Source organism: Pararhizobium polonicum, assembly GCF_001687365.1.
Classification (GTDB): Bacteria; Pseudomonadota; Alphaproteobacteria; order Rhizobiales; family Rhizobiaceae; genus Pararhizobium; species Pararhizobium polonicum.
This window is the reverse complement of record NZ_LGLV01000009.1, coordinates 223,453-237,929: the sequence shown is the minus strand read 5'-3', so window position 1 is coordinate 237,929 and position 14,477 is coordinate 223,453. Positions and strand designations below refer to the sequence as shown.

At 61.6% G+C, this 14,477-nt stretch carries 15 protein-coding genes and 1 pseudogene; 11 read left to right on the top strand and 5 right to left on the bottom strand.

The annotated features are described in order from the left end of the window. Positions 1 to 35 precede the first annotated feature (35 nt). Both ADU59_RS15935 and ADU59_RS15930 read right to left on the bottom strand, forming a co-directional pair. Positions 36 to 1,160, bottom strand: coding sequence for an LLM class flavin-dependent oxidoreductase (locus ADU59_RS15935; RefSeq protein WP_068955112.1), 1,125 nt, complete (start codon positions 1,158 to 1,160; stop codon positions 36 to 38). Between the two features lie 23 nt (positions 1,161 to 1,183). After that, on the bottom strand, positions 1,184 to 2,353 hold the full coding sequence (locus ADU59_RS15930; protein WP_068955111.1) for an acyl-CoA dehydrogenase family protein: 1,170 nt from the start codon (positions 2,351 to 2,353) through the stop codon (positions 1,184 to 1,186). 223 nt (positions 2,354 to 2,576) lie between these two features. Between ADU59_RS15930 and ADU59_RS31325 the strand changes: the two genes are divergently transcribed. The 3 genes from ADU59_RS31325 (at position 2,577) to ADU59_RS15920 (ending at position 3,773) form a co-directional block, all read left to right on the top strand. Next, entirely contained in the window at positions 2,577 to 2,699 is a 123-nt protein-coding gene (locus ADU59_RS31325) for a hypothetical protein (protein WP_274534650.1), read from the top strand. 29 nt (positions 2,700 to 2,728) lie between these two features. Beyond that, positions 2,729 to 3,244 carry a cupin domain-containing protein gene (locus tag ADU59_RS15925; RefSeq protein ID WP_068955110.1) on the top strand — a complete coding sequence of 172 codons (516 nt, stop codon included), beginning with the start codon at positions 2,729 to 2,731 and terminating at the stop codon, positions 3,242 to 3,244. A gap of 274 nt (positions 3,245 to 3,518) precedes the next feature. Beyond that, positions 3,519 to 3,773, top strand: coding sequence for a PilZ domain-containing protein (locus ADU59_RS15920; RefSeq protein WP_099050840.1), 255 nt, complete (start codon positions 3,519 to 3,521; stop codon positions 3,771 to 3,773). A 33-nt stretch (positions 3,774 to 3,806) separates the two neighbouring features. Here the strand turns inward: ADU59_RS15920 and ADU59_RS15915 are convergent, their stop codons facing one another. Then, positions 3,807 to 4,277: an Lrp/AsnC family transcriptional regulator gene (locus ADU59_RS15915; RefSeq protein WP_068955108.1), complete on the bottom strand. Its 471-nt coding sequence runs from the start codon at positions 4,275 to 4,277 to the stop codon at positions 3,807 to 3,809. Between the two features lie 259 nt (positions 4,278 to 4,536). Between ADU59_RS15915 and ADU59_RS15910 the strand changes: the two genes are divergently transcribed. The 4 genes and pseudogenes from ADU59_RS15910 to ADU59_RS15900 all read left to right on the top strand — a co-directional run bounded on the left by ADU59_RS15910 (position 4,537) and on the right by ADU59_RS15900 (position 8,230). Beyond that, positions 4,537 to 5,790, top strand: coding sequence for a trans-sulfuration enzyme family protein (locus ADU59_RS15910; protein ID WP_083198303.1), 1,254 nt, complete (start codon positions 4,537 to 4,539; stop codon positions 5,788 to 5,790). A 6-nt stretch (positions 5,791 to 5,796) separates the two neighbouring features. Beyond that, a pseudogene (locus ADU59_RS31185) lies at positions 5,797 to 5,949 on the top strand (homoserine kinase); the annotation flags it as partial. Between the two features lie 89 nt (positions 5,950 to 6,038). Continuing rightward, positions 6,039 to 6,944: a homocysteine S-methyltransferase family protein gene (locus ADU59_RS15905; protein ID WP_068955107.1), complete on the top strand. Its 906-nt coding sequence runs from the start codon at positions 6,039 to 6,041 to the stop codon at positions 6,942 to 6,944. 251 nt (positions 6,945 to 7,195) lie between these two features. Next, positions 7,196 to 8,230, top strand: coding sequence for a LacI family DNA-binding transcriptional regulator (locus ADU59_RS15900; protein WP_068955106.1), 1,035 nt, complete (start codon positions 7,196 to 7,198; stop codon positions 8,228 to 8,230). A 13-nt stretch (positions 8,231 to 8,243) separates the two neighbouring features. Here the strand turns inward: ADU59_RS15900 and ADU59_RS15895 are convergent, their stop codons facing one another. Together ADU59_RS15895 and ADU59_RS15890 are read right to left on the bottom strand one after the other, a co-directional pair. Continuing rightward, positions 8,244 to 9,203, bottom strand: a complete 960-nt coding sequence (locus ADU59_RS15895) for an alpha/beta hydrolase (protein ID WP_068955105.1) — start codon at positions 9,201 to 9,203, stop codon at positions 8,244 to 8,246. Positions 9,204 to 9,215: 12 nt separating this feature from the next. Next, positions 9,216 to 10,358 carry a Gfo/Idh/MocA family protein gene (locus ADU59_RS15890; protein WP_068955185.1) on the bottom strand — a complete coding sequence of 381 codons (1,143 nt, stop codon included), beginning with the start codon at positions 10,356 to 10,358 and terminating at the stop codon, positions 9,216 to 9,218. A 172-nt stretch (positions 10,359 to 10,530) separates the two neighbouring features. Here ADU59_RS15890 and ADU59_RS15885 point away from each other — a divergent pair, with 172 nt between their 5' ends. The 4 genes from ADU59_RS15885 (at position 10,531) to ADU59_RS15870 (ending at position 14,468) form a co-directional block, all read left to right on the top strand. After that, on the top strand, positions 10,531 to 11,877 hold the full coding sequence (locus ADU59_RS15885; RefSeq protein WP_068955104.1) for an ABC transporter substrate-binding protein: 1,347 nt from the start codon (positions 10,531 to 10,533) through the stop codon (positions 11,875 to 11,877). Between the two features lie 104 nt (positions 11,878 to 11,981). Continuing rightward, the gene (locus ADU59_RS15880) at positions 11,982 to 12,812 is read left to right on the top strand and encodes a carbohydrate ABC transporter permease (RefSeq protein ID WP_244506448.1); all 831 of its coding nucleotides are present in this window, start codon (positions 11,982 to 11,984) and stop codon (positions 12,810 to 12,812) included. Beyond that, complete coding sequence (locus ADU59_RS15875; RefSeq protein ID WP_068955103.1) at positions 12,809 to 13,645, top strand: carbohydrate ABC transporter permease; 837 nt, start codon at positions 12,809 to 12,811, stop codon at positions 13,643 to 13,645. Before ADU59_RS15880 ends, ADU59_RS15875 begins: the two co-directional genes overlap by 4 nt. Before the next feature lie 4 nt (positions 13,646 to 13,649). Then, complete coding sequence (locus tag ADU59_RS15870; protein ID WP_068955102.1) at positions 13,650 to 14,468, top strand: sugar phosphate isomerase/epimerase family protein; 819 nt, start codon at positions 13,650 to 13,652, stop codon at positions 14,466 to 14,468. Positions 14,469 to 14,477: the final 9 nt, after the last annotated feature.

The following is a 14,477-nucleotide window of genomic DNA, read 5'->3' as shown; positions in this document are numbered from 1 at the left end:
CTCCTGCCGCTCGGGCGCTACAGTAAAATCGGGATTTATTCGGCAGCCTGCGCACGCGAGGCACTGGCGTCACGCTCGGCAACCAGCGCCCGCACGCGCGGGATCAGATCGCGGCCATAGTGAAAAGCGTCTTCCAGCGGATCGAAGCCGCGGATCAGAAAGGTGGTAACGCCGAGGTCGTAATAATCGAGCAGGGCTTCGGCGACCTGATCCGGCGTGCCGACGAGGGAGGTGGAATTGCCACTGGCACCGGTCAACGCCGCCATCTCGGTCCACAATCGCTTGTCGAGCCGAGCGCCTTGCGCGGCGGCGGCCAACAGGCGCCGCGATCCCTCATTGGGTGGCTGGTGATCGGCTGCGGAAGCATTCACATTGATCAGCCGTTCGCCGGCTGCCGATGCCCTGAGAGCCTTCGCCCGCTCCAGCAGCCTGCCGGCCTTGGCCCAGGCTTCCTCCTCTGTATCGGCGAGGATCGGACGCAGCGACAGGCTGAAGCGCGGCCGACGGCCGTAAGGGGCAGCGGCCTGGCGGATGCGCTTGATGGTTTCCGCCACCTGCGCATAGGTTTCGCCCCAGAGCGCGTAGATATCGGCATGCTTGCCGGCAACGGCGATCGCCGCCTCGGAGGACCCGCCGAAATAGACCGGGATGCCGTCGGGACCTTGCGGCTTGACGTGCGAGAAGCCGCCTTTCACCTGATAATAGGTGCCGTCATAATCGAACGGCCTTTCGCTCGTCCATTCTTCCCGCACGATATCGAGATATTCGCTGGTGCGGGCATAGCGCTCGTCCTTGGTGAGCCTGTCGCCATCCTGCGCCAGCTCCTGATCGTTGCCGCCGGTGATGATGTGGACCGAAACGCGGCCGTTGCTGAGGTGATCGAGCGTCGCCAGCTGCCGGGCGGCCAGCGTCGGCGCGGTAAAGCCCGGCCGATGCGCGATCATCAGCTTCAGTTTCGTCGTCCGCGCCGCCACATGCTGGGCGATCAGGATGCTTTCCGGCGAGGTCGAATGGAAGGCGAAGAGCACGCGGTCGAAGCCGCCGTTCTCGTGGATGGCGGCAGCAGCGGCGATATGCTCGGGATTGATGACCGGGCCGGCGGCCGGGATCGTCTCGGAGGCATTGTGATTGCCGATGTAACCGATGATTTCGACTGGCATGAAACTCTCCTTGATCCTGTTGGTCAAAGCCCGAGGGCAAGCTTGCCTGCGCCCACCCTGACGGTATCTTCCTGCGGACTGTGAATACGGCCGCACAGCACATCGCGGTGGTGGCGTTCGAGCGGATTGTTGCGGGAGACGCCGTGATTGCCGGTGAGCTTCAGCGCTTTTTCGACGGCGAGAATGGCGTTCTCGGTGGTGACGACCTTGATCAACCCGGCCTCCGACTGGCTGATGCCGCGCCCCTCGTCGATATCGCGGGCAGCAGATGCGATCAGCCGGCGGTTGACGGTGAGCAGTTCCTCGATCTCGCCAACGGCCTGCTGGATGCGGGGAACGGTCGAAAGCGGCTGGCCGAGATTGGTGGGGACGCGGTTTTGCAGAAACTGCACCAGCCAGTCGCGCGCAGCTTCCGCCACACCGGTGTAGAGCGCGCCGGGCAGCATGCCGAACCAGGCGGCCTGTCCCTCGCCGCGCACATCCCATTCGGATGGCCGGCGGATATCGACGGCGTGGTCGAGCGGAACGACGACCTCTTCAAGGATCGCATCATGGCTGCCGGTGGCCCGCATGCCGAGCGGGTTCCAGGTCTTCTCGATCCGGAATCCCGGCGCATCGACCGGCACCAGGAAGCCGCCAAGCCTTACATCTTCCTCATCGGTCCTTGCCCAGACGATCGCCCAGGTCAGCCCCTCGACGCCGGTGGCGTAGATCTTGCGTCCGCTGATCGACCAGCCATCGGCAACGCGCCTGGCCGTCGTTGCCGGCAGGCCGCCGCGGATCGGCGTGCCGAGTTCGGGCTCGACCCGCAGGGCATTGATCAGCGCGCCGTTGTTCACCGCATCGCCGATGACACGGGCAATGAGATGAGCCGGCCAGCGGCTGGCCGGCAGGGTTGCCAGATTAATATATTGCATGATCAGGATCAGCGCGGTCGAAGGCTCGCCCCGCGCAATCAGGCGGATGACCTCCGCTGCTTCAGCAAGGTTAGCACCACGCCCGCCGAACGCCACCGGCGCCGTCAGCGCCGTCAGGCCAGCCGCGTGCACCTGCCTGATATTCTCGTGCGGGAACTCGGTGCTGGCGTCGTAATGCGCGGCGGTTTGCGCAAAGGCCAGCGACAGCTCGGCGGCCACGTCCAGCGATGCACGCTGGGCTTTTTCGGCAAGCGGACGAAGCGGTGTCACGGTCATGGACGAAAATCTCCGGCAGTGCTGAGCCAGTCTCAACTATCAATTGATATTATCTAGGTATTTACTGGACTAAAGAGATTGAGTTTGTGATGCGGCGCAGGATTTTGAAAAATCCTGCCTGCCCCGAGGCGAATTCTCAAAAATTCGTCCCTCGTTCCCGCCTGCGTCGCAGAACTATGATTGGAGCAACCGTTAATGCACATCGCTGCAAAGGATAAAAGTCATGGCTCCGGAACACGCCCTCAACCGGGCACTTGCCGATATCAGCTCGAACCGGCTGGCGCCGACCGAAGCAGCTGATATCATCGGCGCCGTTTCAAGCCTTGCAACGCGCGCAGCCGCCTGACGATCTCACGACCAGAGTTGGATAAGACAATGACCGACCACCATCATCACGACCACGACGATCACAGCCACGACCACGCGCATGAACACCGCTGGAAGCATGACGGTATCCGCGTCATCAAGGGCGACCAGCTCGATTCCAATACGGCGCAGACACCCGGCATGTTCCGGCAGGCGGCGATCAATCATGCCCGTGTCGGCGCCCAGAAGATCTGGGCGGGCACGGTGGCGATCGAGCCGAACGCCAAGACCGGCGTTCATCACCACGGCGCGCTCGAAAGCGTGATCTTCGTCATTCGTGGCAAGGCGCGGATGCGCTGGGGCGACCGGCTGGAATTCGTTGCCGAGGCCGGCCCCGGCGATTTCATCTTCGTCCCGCCCTATGTTCCGCATCAGGAAATCAACGCCGATCCCGACAACGTGCTCGAATGTGTTCTGGTGCGCTCCGACAACGAGGCCGTCGTCGTCAACATCAGCGATGTCGATCCGGTGGAAAATCCGGAAGCAGTCTACTGGGTGGACCCTATCCACAAGCATCCCGGGTAAGATCGTGCACCCTGGTTCGGGTCTCTGCCTATGGCTGAGCGAAGTTTGATGTCAGAGCTTCTTCGCCCTGACATCAAACCCAGAGCCATGATATAACTTTTGGAAAGCAAGGCCTTACTCCCTGATACGGTTGCCCAAAGTGGCGGCTGACGGCCTCATGGCCATCAAATGTTCATTAACCGAAGAACAACGCCACAGGGCCCGCGACTAGCCAGCGCGATCGTTGTCATGCTAACAATCTATCGGTGCAATGTCCCTTTCAGGAGCCATGGCGATGTCGACCGAAGAGCATAGAAACGCACAGCGGACACGCGCATTGAAGGGTGCGCGCATCGTCTACAATCACGGTCACTCCTCCCTCAATTGCACCATCCGGAATCTGTCCGAGGGAGGTGCAAAGATCGTCGTCGAAACGACGATCGGCATTCCGGACGGCTTTACGCTCATGCTCGACGACGGAGCGTCCCATGACTGCAGTGTGCGGTGGAAGAAAATTACCGAAATGGGCGTGCAGTTTCTCCCCGCTTGAAAAGGGCTGCCCCTTGTGACGAGCAGTGAAGTGTCACGGCTCTACCGGCACGAACATCCCCAGTTTAATCTCCTTCAACACGACGTTCGTGTGAATCCGCTTGATCTGCGGGTTTTGAGACATGATGGCGGCCGTGATTTCGTCATATTGACCGACATCCCGGGCGGTGATGATGGCAATGAGATCAACGGCTCCCGTGACATAGTAGATCTGCTGGATATGGTCGTGCTTTTCCGCCCAAACCCGGAATTTCGACAGCGCGTCGTAGTTTTCGCGCTCGATTTCCATGCCCGTGATGAAGGTCATCGGATTGCCGGCGATCTTGCGGTCGACGATCGCGATCTCGGCCGAGATCACACCGGTTTCCCGCATCCGCTTCAATCGCCGCTGAACCGCAGACGCTGAAAGCCCCACCCTGTCGGCGATCGTCTCCGCCTTGAGCTGGCAATCGCGCTGCACGATCTCAAGAATGCTGCGGTCGAACTGGTCCAATGGTTCCGGCATTTGCCCCTCACCCGTGATGTTTTTCCGCACCCTACAATGAGATGTCGCAGCTCGTCGCTGAATACAGCCTTACCTGCGCATTTTTCCCGCATCAATCGACGAAGAGACCGCTGTGGACGTAGCGGGTAAAAACAGCGCGAACCGCACTGTGGCGCGGATTTTCGGCGAATTCCAGAGCAATTGGGCGGCCATTCGTCTCAAATGATGCCTAGAGTCCGCGAAATGGGAATGAACTGAAAGGCTTCCAATGTCTTTGAACATGCCGTCAGATTTGGCCGGATCGGCTCTCCCGGAGACGATCGCCGGCACTCACCGGATCCTGCGCCCGGAGACCTTGGCGCTCTCCGGCGGCCTGAGCATCGATCCGACCACGCGGGCAATCGCGCCCAATATCTCCATGTCGGTCAACAATCTGCTCGTTCCCGGCGATGGCGCCTTTTCCGCCGACGGCGTTTCCGATCTCACGGCCCTGCCCTTCCTTTATGCCCGCTGGACCAACCCGACCGTGCGGCAGCTCGAACAGCGGCTGGCGGCGCTGGAGGGTGCAGACGATGCGCTGGCAACAGCAACCGGCGTCGCCGCGATCGCGGCAACTTTTCTGACCTTTCTCAAGGCCGGCGATCATCTCATCGTCAGCGATGTCTGCTACGCGGGCGCCAACGAGCTCGCGCGGCGTATCCTGCCGGACTATGGTATCGAGGTGACGGCCGTGAACATGTCGCGTCTCGATGAGGTCGCCGCTGCCTTCCGGCCCAACACCCGGCTCGTTCATTGCGAAAGCCCGTGCAACCCGATCCTGCGATTGACGGACCTCCCGGCCGTGGCGGCGCTGGCGCATGAACACGGTGCGCTCGTCTCGGTCGATTCGACGCTGGCGACGCCGGTTGCGACGCGGCCGCTCGCGCTCGGTGCCGATCTCGTCATCCATTCGCTGACGAAGTTCATCAACGGCCACGGCGATGCGCTGGGGGGCACGGTGTGCGGCCGCCAGGAGCTGGTCGCTAAAATCCGCTCGCGCGCCGGGGTCTATCTCGGTGCCACGCTGTCCGCGCAGAATGCCTGGCTCATCATGCGGGGTATCGACACGCTCTTTCCGCGGATACGGACGATCTCCGAAACGGCGATGCGCCTTGCCCGGTTTCTCTGGGATCATCCGGCCATCACCTCGGTGGTTTACCCGGGGCTGGAAGCACATCCGCAACACGATCTGGCGAAGCGCCAGATGGACGTCTTCGGTGGCATGATCACCTTCCAGACGGCATCCCCGCACGCCACCGCCGCCCGGCTCGCGAGCAAATTGAAGGTTGCCCACTACGCCTTCTCGCTCGGCCACCAGCGCAGCATCGTCGTTCTTCTCGATACCGCCGAGATGATGACCTCGACTTACCGGCTGGAGGGTTCGCAACTGGAGGATTACCGCGCTTTTGCCGGCGATGGCGTCTTCCGGCTTTCGGTGGGGCTTGAGTCCGTCGATGATCTTATCGAAGACCTCGACCAGGCGCTTCGCGCCTAACCGGAAGGTTCCGCAGATGGCGACAGGGAAACGACCTATCTGTTTTGCTCGCCCCACGGCGAATTCATCGTTATTCTGTTCGAAAGGGGCGACAACCCCTTCGATCTGGAACGCGTCTTCCAGACAATCGAACAACTGTCGATGGCCGGCATTCCCTGCCGGGTGTCCGCAATATCCTTATAGCCTTTACCCCGTCATCGGTTATTCACCGACAAACGGATTTCAACCCGATTGGAGAATTCTACCCCATGAGTACGATACGCATTCTTGACGGCGGCATGAGCCGGGAACTGCTGCGCCTCGGCGCGCAATTGCGGCAACCGGAATGGTCGGCGCTGGCGCTGATCGACACGCCCGATATCGTGCTGCAGGTCCACCGCGAATTCATCGAGGCCGGCGCGGATGTGGTCACGACCAACAGCTATGCGCTGGTTCCGTTTCACATCGGCGAGGAGCGCTTTAGCAGTCAGGGTCCGGCGCTGATCGATCTGTCGGGACGGCTGGCCCGCGAGGCCGCGGATGCACAGACAGACCGCAAAGTCCTCGTTGCCGGGTCGCTGCCGCCGATCTTCGGCTCCTACGAACCGCAACTCTTCGACCCCACGCGGGTGCAGGAATACCTCGCGGTTCTCGTCAAGGGACTGGTGCCGCATGTCGATGTCTGGCTGGGCGAAACCCTGAGCCTGATCGCCGAGGGCGAAGCGGTTCGCACCGCGACCGCGGGAACCGGCAAGCCGCTCTGGGTTTCCTTCACCCTGGCAGACGATCCGGAACTGGGCGCCGGAGATGAGCCGAAACTGCGATCGGGCGAGACCGTCGCCGATGCCGCCGCCTGGGCTGCCGGCGCCGGGCTTCGGGCGCTGCTGTTCAACTGCAGCCGGCCCGAAGTGATGGCGGCAGCTGTCGCGACCGCCTCGAGCGTGTTTCAGGACCGCGGCGCGAATATCGAGATCGGCGTCTATGCCAACGCATTCGAGGGCGAGACGGAGGGCGGCGCGAACGAAACCTTGCATGCCACGCGCGAGGATCTGACGGGGGACAGCTATTCCCGCTTTGCCTGTGACTGGGTGGCCGCCGGCGCGACGCTTGTCGGCGGTTGCTGTGGCATCGGCGCCGAACATATCCACCGTCTGGCGGGTGCGCTCAGACGATAGGAATGCCGGACCGTTCAGCACCGGAAAGCGACGCGCGTCGCGTCTCGCTTTCCGGTGCTGAACGGGACGCCGATGTGCTATGTAACTCACTATATTTTGCGTTAAGAAATTCTTTTACGTGTGGGATATTTTTGTAGTAAGAATTGAGCCAGAAACTTTCTATCGGGCAAGTTTTGCTTTTCTCCACGAGATGCATCGACAGTGCCTGGATCGAAAGGCGTGCCTCACTTTTTAGGAACGCGGCAGGGCAAATGACGAAACCGACACATCGGACCATGGATGACTTTGCACGGTCTTGCGGCGTCTCCAGACCCACACTTTCCAAGTATTTCGACGATCCGGGCAGTGTCAAATCCGCGACGCGCGAGCGGATCGAGATGGCGTTGAGCGCCTCCGACTACCGGCCGAACCTTTTTGCACGCAACCTCAATCGTAAACGCACGCGCAATGTCGGCATTCTGGTCCCCGCCATCACCGATCCCTTTTACGCGGAAATGGTCAATCGCCTCGAACTGCGGTTGCGCGACGAGGGGTACTGGCCAGTGGTGATTTCGTCGCACGGTTTGCCGGAACTGGAACTCGAGGCCGCCAATACGATGATGTCGCTGAAGGTCGCCGGCGCCATCGTCGCGCCGCTCGGCCTCACCTCCGACCCGCGGGTGTTCGAGAAGCTGGGCCAGGATATTCCCGTCGTCTATTTCGACACCTATATCGAGGGAGATACCCCCTTCATCGGCAACAACAACCGGCAGAGTGTCGCGACGATCGTCGACTATCTCTGCCGCTCGGGCGAGCCCCCGGCTTATTTTGACATACCGCACGTCAACCACAATTCGGGCGAACGGCTCGATGGCTACATCACCACGATGGAAGCGCTGGGGCTGGAGCCCATCGTTTTCGGCAACACCAGGGACTATAGCTGGGATTTCGAACGGATCGGCTACGAACAGACCGAAGCTCTGCTGGCGAACGGCACCCTGCCGAGCAAGACGATCCTGTGCTCCAACGACCGTCTCGCCTTCGGCGTGATGGCGGCCGCCTATTCGCGGGGCATCGGGATTGGCCGCAAGAGCGGCAGCCAGCTGCGCATAGCGGCGCATGACGACCATCCGCTGAGCCGCTATGCCTGCCCGCCGCTCACCACCATGGCGCAGGATTTCGCGGCGATGGCCGGGCACAGCGTCGAGATGCTGCTGGCACTGCTCGAGGAAACGGACGGCGGGACGGAACCCCTCGCTCGCCGGGTCAGCCTCAACGGCACATTGGTCATGCGCCAATCGGCCTGATCAAGCCGGCCGATCACGCCGGGTCAAGCCGCGGATAGAAGCTTCGCCATGCGGCAACCGCCTCCTGGATAGTCTCGCGTGCCGCCGGGATATGCCGGCCCATCGAAACGAAACCATGGATCTGATCCGGCCGGTGCCGCCGTACCAATGGGACGCCAGCCAGAGCCAGGCGTTCGGCGTAGGCTTCTCCCTCGTCGGCCAAAATGTCGTATCCGGCCGTGACGATGTAGGCCGGCGCAACGCCGTCAAGATGATCCGCCGCGAGCGGCGACACCCGCCAATCGGCGAAATCGGCCTCGTTGCGGATATAGTGATCGCGAAACCACTTCATTGTCGATGCCGACAGACCATAGCCTTGCGAGAACCGGCGATAGCTGTCGGCGGTCTGCGCTGCATCCGTATTCGGGTAGATCAGCAATTGCGCAGACAGCGGTGGCACATCGCCGTCGCGGGCCATCAATGCCAAGACGGCTGCGAGATTGCCGCCGGCGCTGTCTCCCGCAACGGCAATGCGTGCAGGGTCGATGCCGAGTGCTTCGGCCGCACCCACCATATGAACAAGGGTCGCCGCGCAGTCCTGCAAGCCGGCCGGAAACCTGTGTTCCGGCGCAAGACGATAATCGGGGCAGACCACGACGCAGCCGGCAAGATTGGCGAACCACCGGCAGATGTCGTCATGTGATTCCAGATTGCCGATCACCCATCCGCCGCCGTGAAGATAGAGCAAGGCCGGCGCCTCGGAAGCCGGCGCATGCTTGCCGCGGTAAACCCGGACGGTGATCGGAGCACCGGGACCGGCGATCTCGATGTCTTCGACCGCACCCACAGGCTCCCGGTCTCCCTGAAGGGTGGAACAGCCGGCATCATAGGCTGCCCTCGCCTCCTGCGGGCTCCCCGCCTCGAAAGGTGTGCCGCCAGCGGCACGGCCGATATCGAGGACACGCTGCGCCCCCGGGTGAAGTGGTACGGTCATCGCCAGATCCCCCTATGCCAGCAGACTGCGCGCTTCGTCTTCGTCCAGCAATGGCGGCTGGACGACGCTGCCTGCAATGGCAACCGCGCCGCGGCTCTCGCCGGACGCAAGGATCGCTTCCATGATTTCAAGCACATGCAGGGCGAGATCACCGGAGGCGCGCGGCGCACGGCCATCGGCCAGAGCGCGAACGAGATCGGCAACCCCGAGCATGCGATAATTGGCACGGTCGGGAGCGGCATAGGGCCAGTTGCGGGCACCATAGAGCTCGCCTTCGCTTTCGAAATTCACCCACTCGGCGCCGCGCTCCGACAGGGACACCGTGCCGCCGAACGTATCGGGATCCGGCAACCGCAGCGAGCCTTCCGTGCCATGCAGTTCGATCGGATGGTTGGAGTGGCGGAAGACATCCCAGGAGGCGCCGAAATTGACAGTGGCGCCTGAATGGAATTCGAGCAGGGAGAGGACGTTGGTCGGCGTTCCGACGGTGAACGTGGTATTCTGAAACGGACCTTCGGCGGTGATGCGGCGTTCTTCCTGACCCTTGGTCGCCAAGGCCATGACGCTTTTGACCGGCCCCAGAAGATTGACCAGCATGGTCAAATAATAAGGCCCCATGTCAAAGACCGGACCGCCGCCGGCCTGATAGTAGAATTGCGGGTTGGGGTGCCAGTGTTCCATGCCACGGCCCATCATGAAGGCCGTGCCGGTGACGGGGCGGCCGATCGCGCCCTTGTCCATCAGCCGACGCGCCCGCCGGCCGGCCGCGCCGAGAAAGGTATCGGGTGCCGAACCGAGCAGCAGTCCCCGCCGTTTCGCTTCCGCCACCAGCTTGCGCCCATCGGCAGCGGAGGTTGCCAGCGGCTTCTCGGTAAAGACGTGCTTGCCCGCCGACAGGGCCGACAGGGTGACGTCATAATGGACGGCCGGGATTGTCAGATTGAGGACGAGATCGATCTCCGGATCAGCCAGCAGCGTATCCACATCGAGCGCGCGGATTCCGTATTCCTTCGCCCGCAAGGCCGACATGTCGGCGGAGATATCCGCGCAAGCTTTCAGCTCGACGGCTCCGAAGAGCGCGGCATTGCGCAGGTAGGTCATGGAGATATTGCCGCATCCGATGACACCGATACCCAGTTTCGTTTTCGTCTTCATTGAGCCGGCCTCCTCCGCCGATTCCACATCAATAACACACATGCCCATATCGCAAGGGGCAGCCTTCCGGATGCTATAAAGCATTTTATTTATTGACGCGCGACAAATTTTAATGACACATACGGCAAGCTGGATCGGTATGGAGGCCGCCAGTTTCCTTGGGAGGAAAACAATGACTGATATTAAAAAACCGCTCGGCGGTGCGTCTTCTGTCGGGCATGTTACGATGGCGGATCGCCGCAAATTCCTGCTTGGTGCCGCCGGCGTCGCGGCCGGAGCTGCTGCACTCACCGTCGGATCCGGCCTTGGCATCCGCACCGCCCGCGCGCAAAGCCGGGCTGAAATCAGCTTCGCCAGCGCCGCATTCTTCGGAAACGAGACCTTTGGTGATCTCTGCAAGACATTCAACGAATCGCAGGACCGCGTCACCGTCACCTATATCGAACTGCCGCCACCGAGCTCCTCGACAGAGGTTTATCAGGGGCTGGTACAGCAGCTGGCCCGCCGCAACGGCACTCCCGATGTCTTCAGCCAGGACGTGATCTGGATTGCCGGCTTTGCCGCCGCCGGCTGGGCCTTGCCGCTGGATGAGTATTTCCCGGCCGACAAGCGCGGAGACTATTTTGCCGGAACCGTCGCAGCGTGCACCTATCAGGAAAAGCTGACGGCCCTGCCCTGGTTCCTCGATTCCGGCATGTTCTACTATCGCAAGGACATCCTCGAAAAACACGGCGCCAAGGTGCCGGAAACCTGGGACGAGATGGCAACGATCGCAGCCGCTGCACAGGCGGCAGGCGATGCCAAGTTCGGCTATCTCTGGCAAGGAAAGCAGGCAGAAGTTCTGGTCTGCGACGCGGTTGAAATCATCACCTCGAACAATGGCTCTATCCTTGCGGCCGACGGCAAGTCATCGCTCATCGGCGACAAGCCGGCCGTGGATGCCATCCAGTTCCTCTACGATACCATCAACAAGACCAAGATCAGCCCGCAGAACGTGCTGTCCTGGGATGAGGAGCCGTCACGCCAGCCATTTACGTCGGGAGAGGCGATGTTCATGCGCAACTGGTCCTATGTCTATCCGATCGCTCAGGATCCCAAGGCATCCGAGGTCGTCGACAAGGTCGGCGTCGCGCCGCTTCCGCATTTTGCAGGCGGCAAGAGTGCAGCCTGCCTTGGCGGCTACCAGCTCGGCGTCAATGCCAACTCCAAGCAGCGCGAAGCGGCAATCGAGTTCCTGACCTGGCTGTCATCGACGGAAACCCAGCAGCGGATCGCCTTGAACTTCGGCCTGGCGCCGACGCGCCCTGCCCTGTTCAAGGATGCAAAGATCAAGCAGGAACAGCCGTTTATGGCGAGCCTCGAAAGCGTTTTCACAGGCGCGACGGGCCGCCCGATCACCCCGGAATATGCAAAAGTGACGCTCGCGCTGCAATCCGGAATTTCAAAGGCCCTGGTGTCCGGCAACGTGCAGGCGGAGCTTTCCGCATGCGCCGAGCAGATCAACAAGATTGTCGGCTGATGTTGTCACAGGCGGCCACTCTCCCTCCCGACGGTGGGCCGCTCCGGGCCCGGAGGGCGCTACCCAGCGCCCTCTGGCCTTGGCTCCTGCTGCTGCCAGCCTTCATGGCACTGGCATCGGTTTCTTTCTATCCGATCGTCAATGGCCTCTATCTTTCCCTGACCAACACATCGCTGATCAGCCAGGAAAATGACTTCACCGGCTTTGCCAACTATGTCGAGCTTTGGAACGACCCGCTGTTCTGGAATGCCTGGTGGCATACGATCTGGTTCACGTTCGCCTCGACCACCCTTGAGACGCTCATCGGCCTGGCCATGGCGCTGATCCTGTGCGAGGCATTCAGCGGGCGCGGCCTGGTGCGCGCCGCCATGCTGGTTCCCTGGGCCATGCCGACTGTCGTAACCTCGAAGATGTTCGGATGGTTGTTCGACGGCCAGCACGGCATCATCAATTTCGTACTCCTGCATCTCGGGCTGATCGACCAGAACGTCAACTGGTACGGCTCTCCCGATACCGCAATGACGACCATCATCATCGCCGATGTGTGGAAGACCACGCCCTTCATGGCGCTGCTGCTCCTGACCGGCCTCCAGACCGTGCCGAAATCGCTGGTCGAGGCGGCGCGCATGGATGGTGCAAAGGCGTGGGTGATCTTCTGGAACATCCGGCTGCCGCTGCTGATGCCGACGCTGCTGATCGCCGGTCTGTTCCGGGCGCTCGATGCGTTCCGCGTCTTCGACCTTGTCTACGTCCTGACGGGCGGCGGCCCCGCCGACAGCACCGAAACGCTGTCCACCTTGTCCTACAAAGTGCTCTTCTCGACGCTGCAATTCGGTTACGGCTCGGCTGTCTCCACCGCCATGTTTATCACCGAAGGCCTGATCGCACTTGCTTTCTGTCTTTACCTCGTCCGCCAGATCAGGAGGACGACATGAACGAGACACGCTCCCCGCTGCAAAGCATTGCCATCTATTTCGGCGCGGCCCTGATCCTCATCTGGTCGGGTGGCCCCTTCCTGTGGCAATTCTCGACCTCGTTCCAGCTCGACAAGGCCCTGACGGCCGAAACGCCGTCCTTCATTCCCGATCCTTTCACGCTCGAGCACTATTACAATGCCTTCGTGCAGAAGGGCCTGCATCGTTACGTCTGGAATTCGCTGGTCGTATCGCTGGCAACCACGTTCCTGTGTCTGCTGGTCGGGTCGCTCGCCGCCTTCGCGCTGTCGCGGCTGAACGTCAAGGGCCGCTTCGGCATCCTCATGGTCATTCTCTCCGTGTCGATGTTTCCGCAGATCGCGCTGGTCGGACCGCTCTACCTGCTGGCTGCCAATCTCGGCCTGCTCGACACCTATACGGCGCTGATCATCACCTATCTGGCGCTTGGCCTGCCGCTCGTCACCTGGGTCCTGTTCGGCTATTTCGAAACGCTGCCGAAGGAAATCGACGAGGCCGCCCGCATGGACGGCGTCGGCGTCATCGGCCTGCTCTGGCACATCATCCTGCCGATGTCGCTGCCAAGTCTCGTCACCACCGGGCTGCTGGCCTTCATCACCGCCTGGAACGAGTTCCTGTTTGCGCTTGCCTTTACCTCCAACATCGATCGCCAGACCATTCCCGTCGGCATCGCCAACTTCACCAACCTCTACTACGTGCCCTGGGGCGATATTGCCGCAGCGTCAGCCGTCGTCACCGTGCCGCTCATCATTCTGGTTCTCTTCTTCCAGCGGCACATCATCGAAGGCCTGACACAGGGCGGAATCAAGGAATAAGCCTATGACCAAGGACCTCAAAGTCGGCTGCCAGACGTTTACCTGGGAAATGCTCGGCAACGCCTTTGCCGGCGGCCCCGACGATCTTCTGCGGGCGATTTCTCAGGGCGGCTATAGCGGTATCGAAATCACCGACACGATGATCGGCCACTATGCCGGCAAGCCGGCCGAATTCGCCGCTGCCCTGAAAGACAATGGCCTCACGCTCGTTTCCTTCGCCATGGGCTCGAAAAGCGGCTTCACGGTAAAGGAAGAGATCGGCACAGATCTTGAGGCGACGCAGCGCTGGATCGATTTCGCCGCCGAATTCCCCGGCGCGATGGTGTCGATCGGCTCGGCGACCGTTGTTTCCGAAGGCCCGCGCGACGACAAGTTTGCCATCGCTGCCGAATTCTACAATCGGGCCGGTGAGCTGGGTAAAAAGTCGGGCGTGGATGTCGCAGTCCATCCGAGCTCGCACCACAATACGCTGCTGTTTGACCGCGCCGACTACGACCGGATTTTTGCCCTGCTCGACGGGGATCTGGTCGGCTGGGTGCCGGACACGGGCCATATCCTGCGCGGCCATGCCGACATTCTCGACACGCTGCGAACCTATCAGGATCGCATTCGCTACCTGCACCTGAAGGATGTCGATGCCGGCGGCAAATGGGCCATGCTCGGCAAGGGCGTCTGCGACACGCCGGCCGTCATCGACATCGTTGCCGCCGCACCGAAATTCAACGGCTGGCTGGTCCTGGAAGAAGAATCCGACACCGCGGCGGCTGACCCGGCTGCCGCCGTGAAAATCAATCGCCAAACGATGCGCGGCTACGGCGCCTGAGGAAGAAGA

Excerpts from the sequence above, each read along its gene's own strand:
- ADU59_RS31325 (WP_274534650.1), top strand. The coding sequence starts at position 2,577 with ATGGCTCCGGAACACGCCCTCAACCGGGCACTTGCCGATATCAGCTCG.
- ADU59_RS15925 (WP_068955110.1), top strand. The coding sequence starts at position 2,729 with ATGACCGACCACCATCATCACGACCACGACGATCACAGCCACGACCAC.
- ADU59_RS15915 (WP_068955108.1), bottom strand. The coding sequence starts at position 4,277 with ATGCCGGAACCATTGGACCAGTTCGACCGCAGCATTCTTGAGATCGTG.
- ADU59_RS15930 (WP_068955111.1), bottom strand. The coding sequence starts at position 2,353 with ATGACCGTGACACCGCTTCGTCCGCTTGCCGAAAAAGCCCAGCGTGCA.
- ADU59_RS15935 (WP_068955112.1), bottom strand. The coding sequence starts at position 1,160 with ATGCCAGTCGAAATCATCGGTTACATCGGCAATCACAATGCCTCCGAG.
- ADU59_RS15920 (WP_099050840.1), top strand. The coding sequence starts at position 3,519 with ATGTCGACCGAAGAGCATAGAAACGCACAGCGGACACGCGCATTGAAG.
- ADU59_RS15880 (WP_244506448.1), top strand. The coding sequence starts at position 11,982 with ATGGCACTGGCATCGGTTTCTTTCTATCCGATCGTCAATGGCCTCTAT.
- ADU59_RS15905 (WP_068955107.1), top strand. The coding sequence starts at position 6,039 with ATGAGTACGATACGCATTCTTGACGGCGGCATGAGCCGGGAACTGCTG.
- ADU59_RS15870 (WP_068955102.1), top strand. The coding sequence starts at position 13,650 with ATGACCAAGGACCTCAAAGTCGGCTGCCAGACGTTTACCTGGGAAATG.
- ADU59_RS15900 (WP_068955106.1), top strand. The coding sequence starts at position 7,196 with ATGACGAAACCGACACATCGGACCATGGATGACTTTGCACGGTCTTGC.
- ADU59_RS15875 (WP_068955103.1), top strand. The coding sequence starts at position 12,809 with ATGAACGAGACACGCTCCCCGCTGCAAAGCATTGCCATCTATTTCGGC.
- ADU59_RS15890 (WP_068955185.1), bottom strand. The coding sequence starts at position 10,358 with ATGAAGACGAAAACGAAACTGGGTATCGGTGTCATCGGATGCGGCAAT.
- ADU59_RS15910 (WP_083198303.1), top strand. The coding sequence starts at position 4,537 with ATGCCGTCAGATTTGGCCGGATCGGCTCTCCCGGAGACGATCGCCGGC.
- ADU59_RS15895 (WP_068955105.1), bottom strand. The coding sequence starts at position 9,203 with ATGACCGTACCACTTCACCCGGGGGCGCAGCGTGTCCTCGATATCGGC.
- ADU59_RS15885 (WP_068955104.1), top strand. The coding sequence starts at position 10,531 with ATGACTGATATTAAAAAACCGCTCGGCGGTGCGTCTTCTGTCGGGCAT.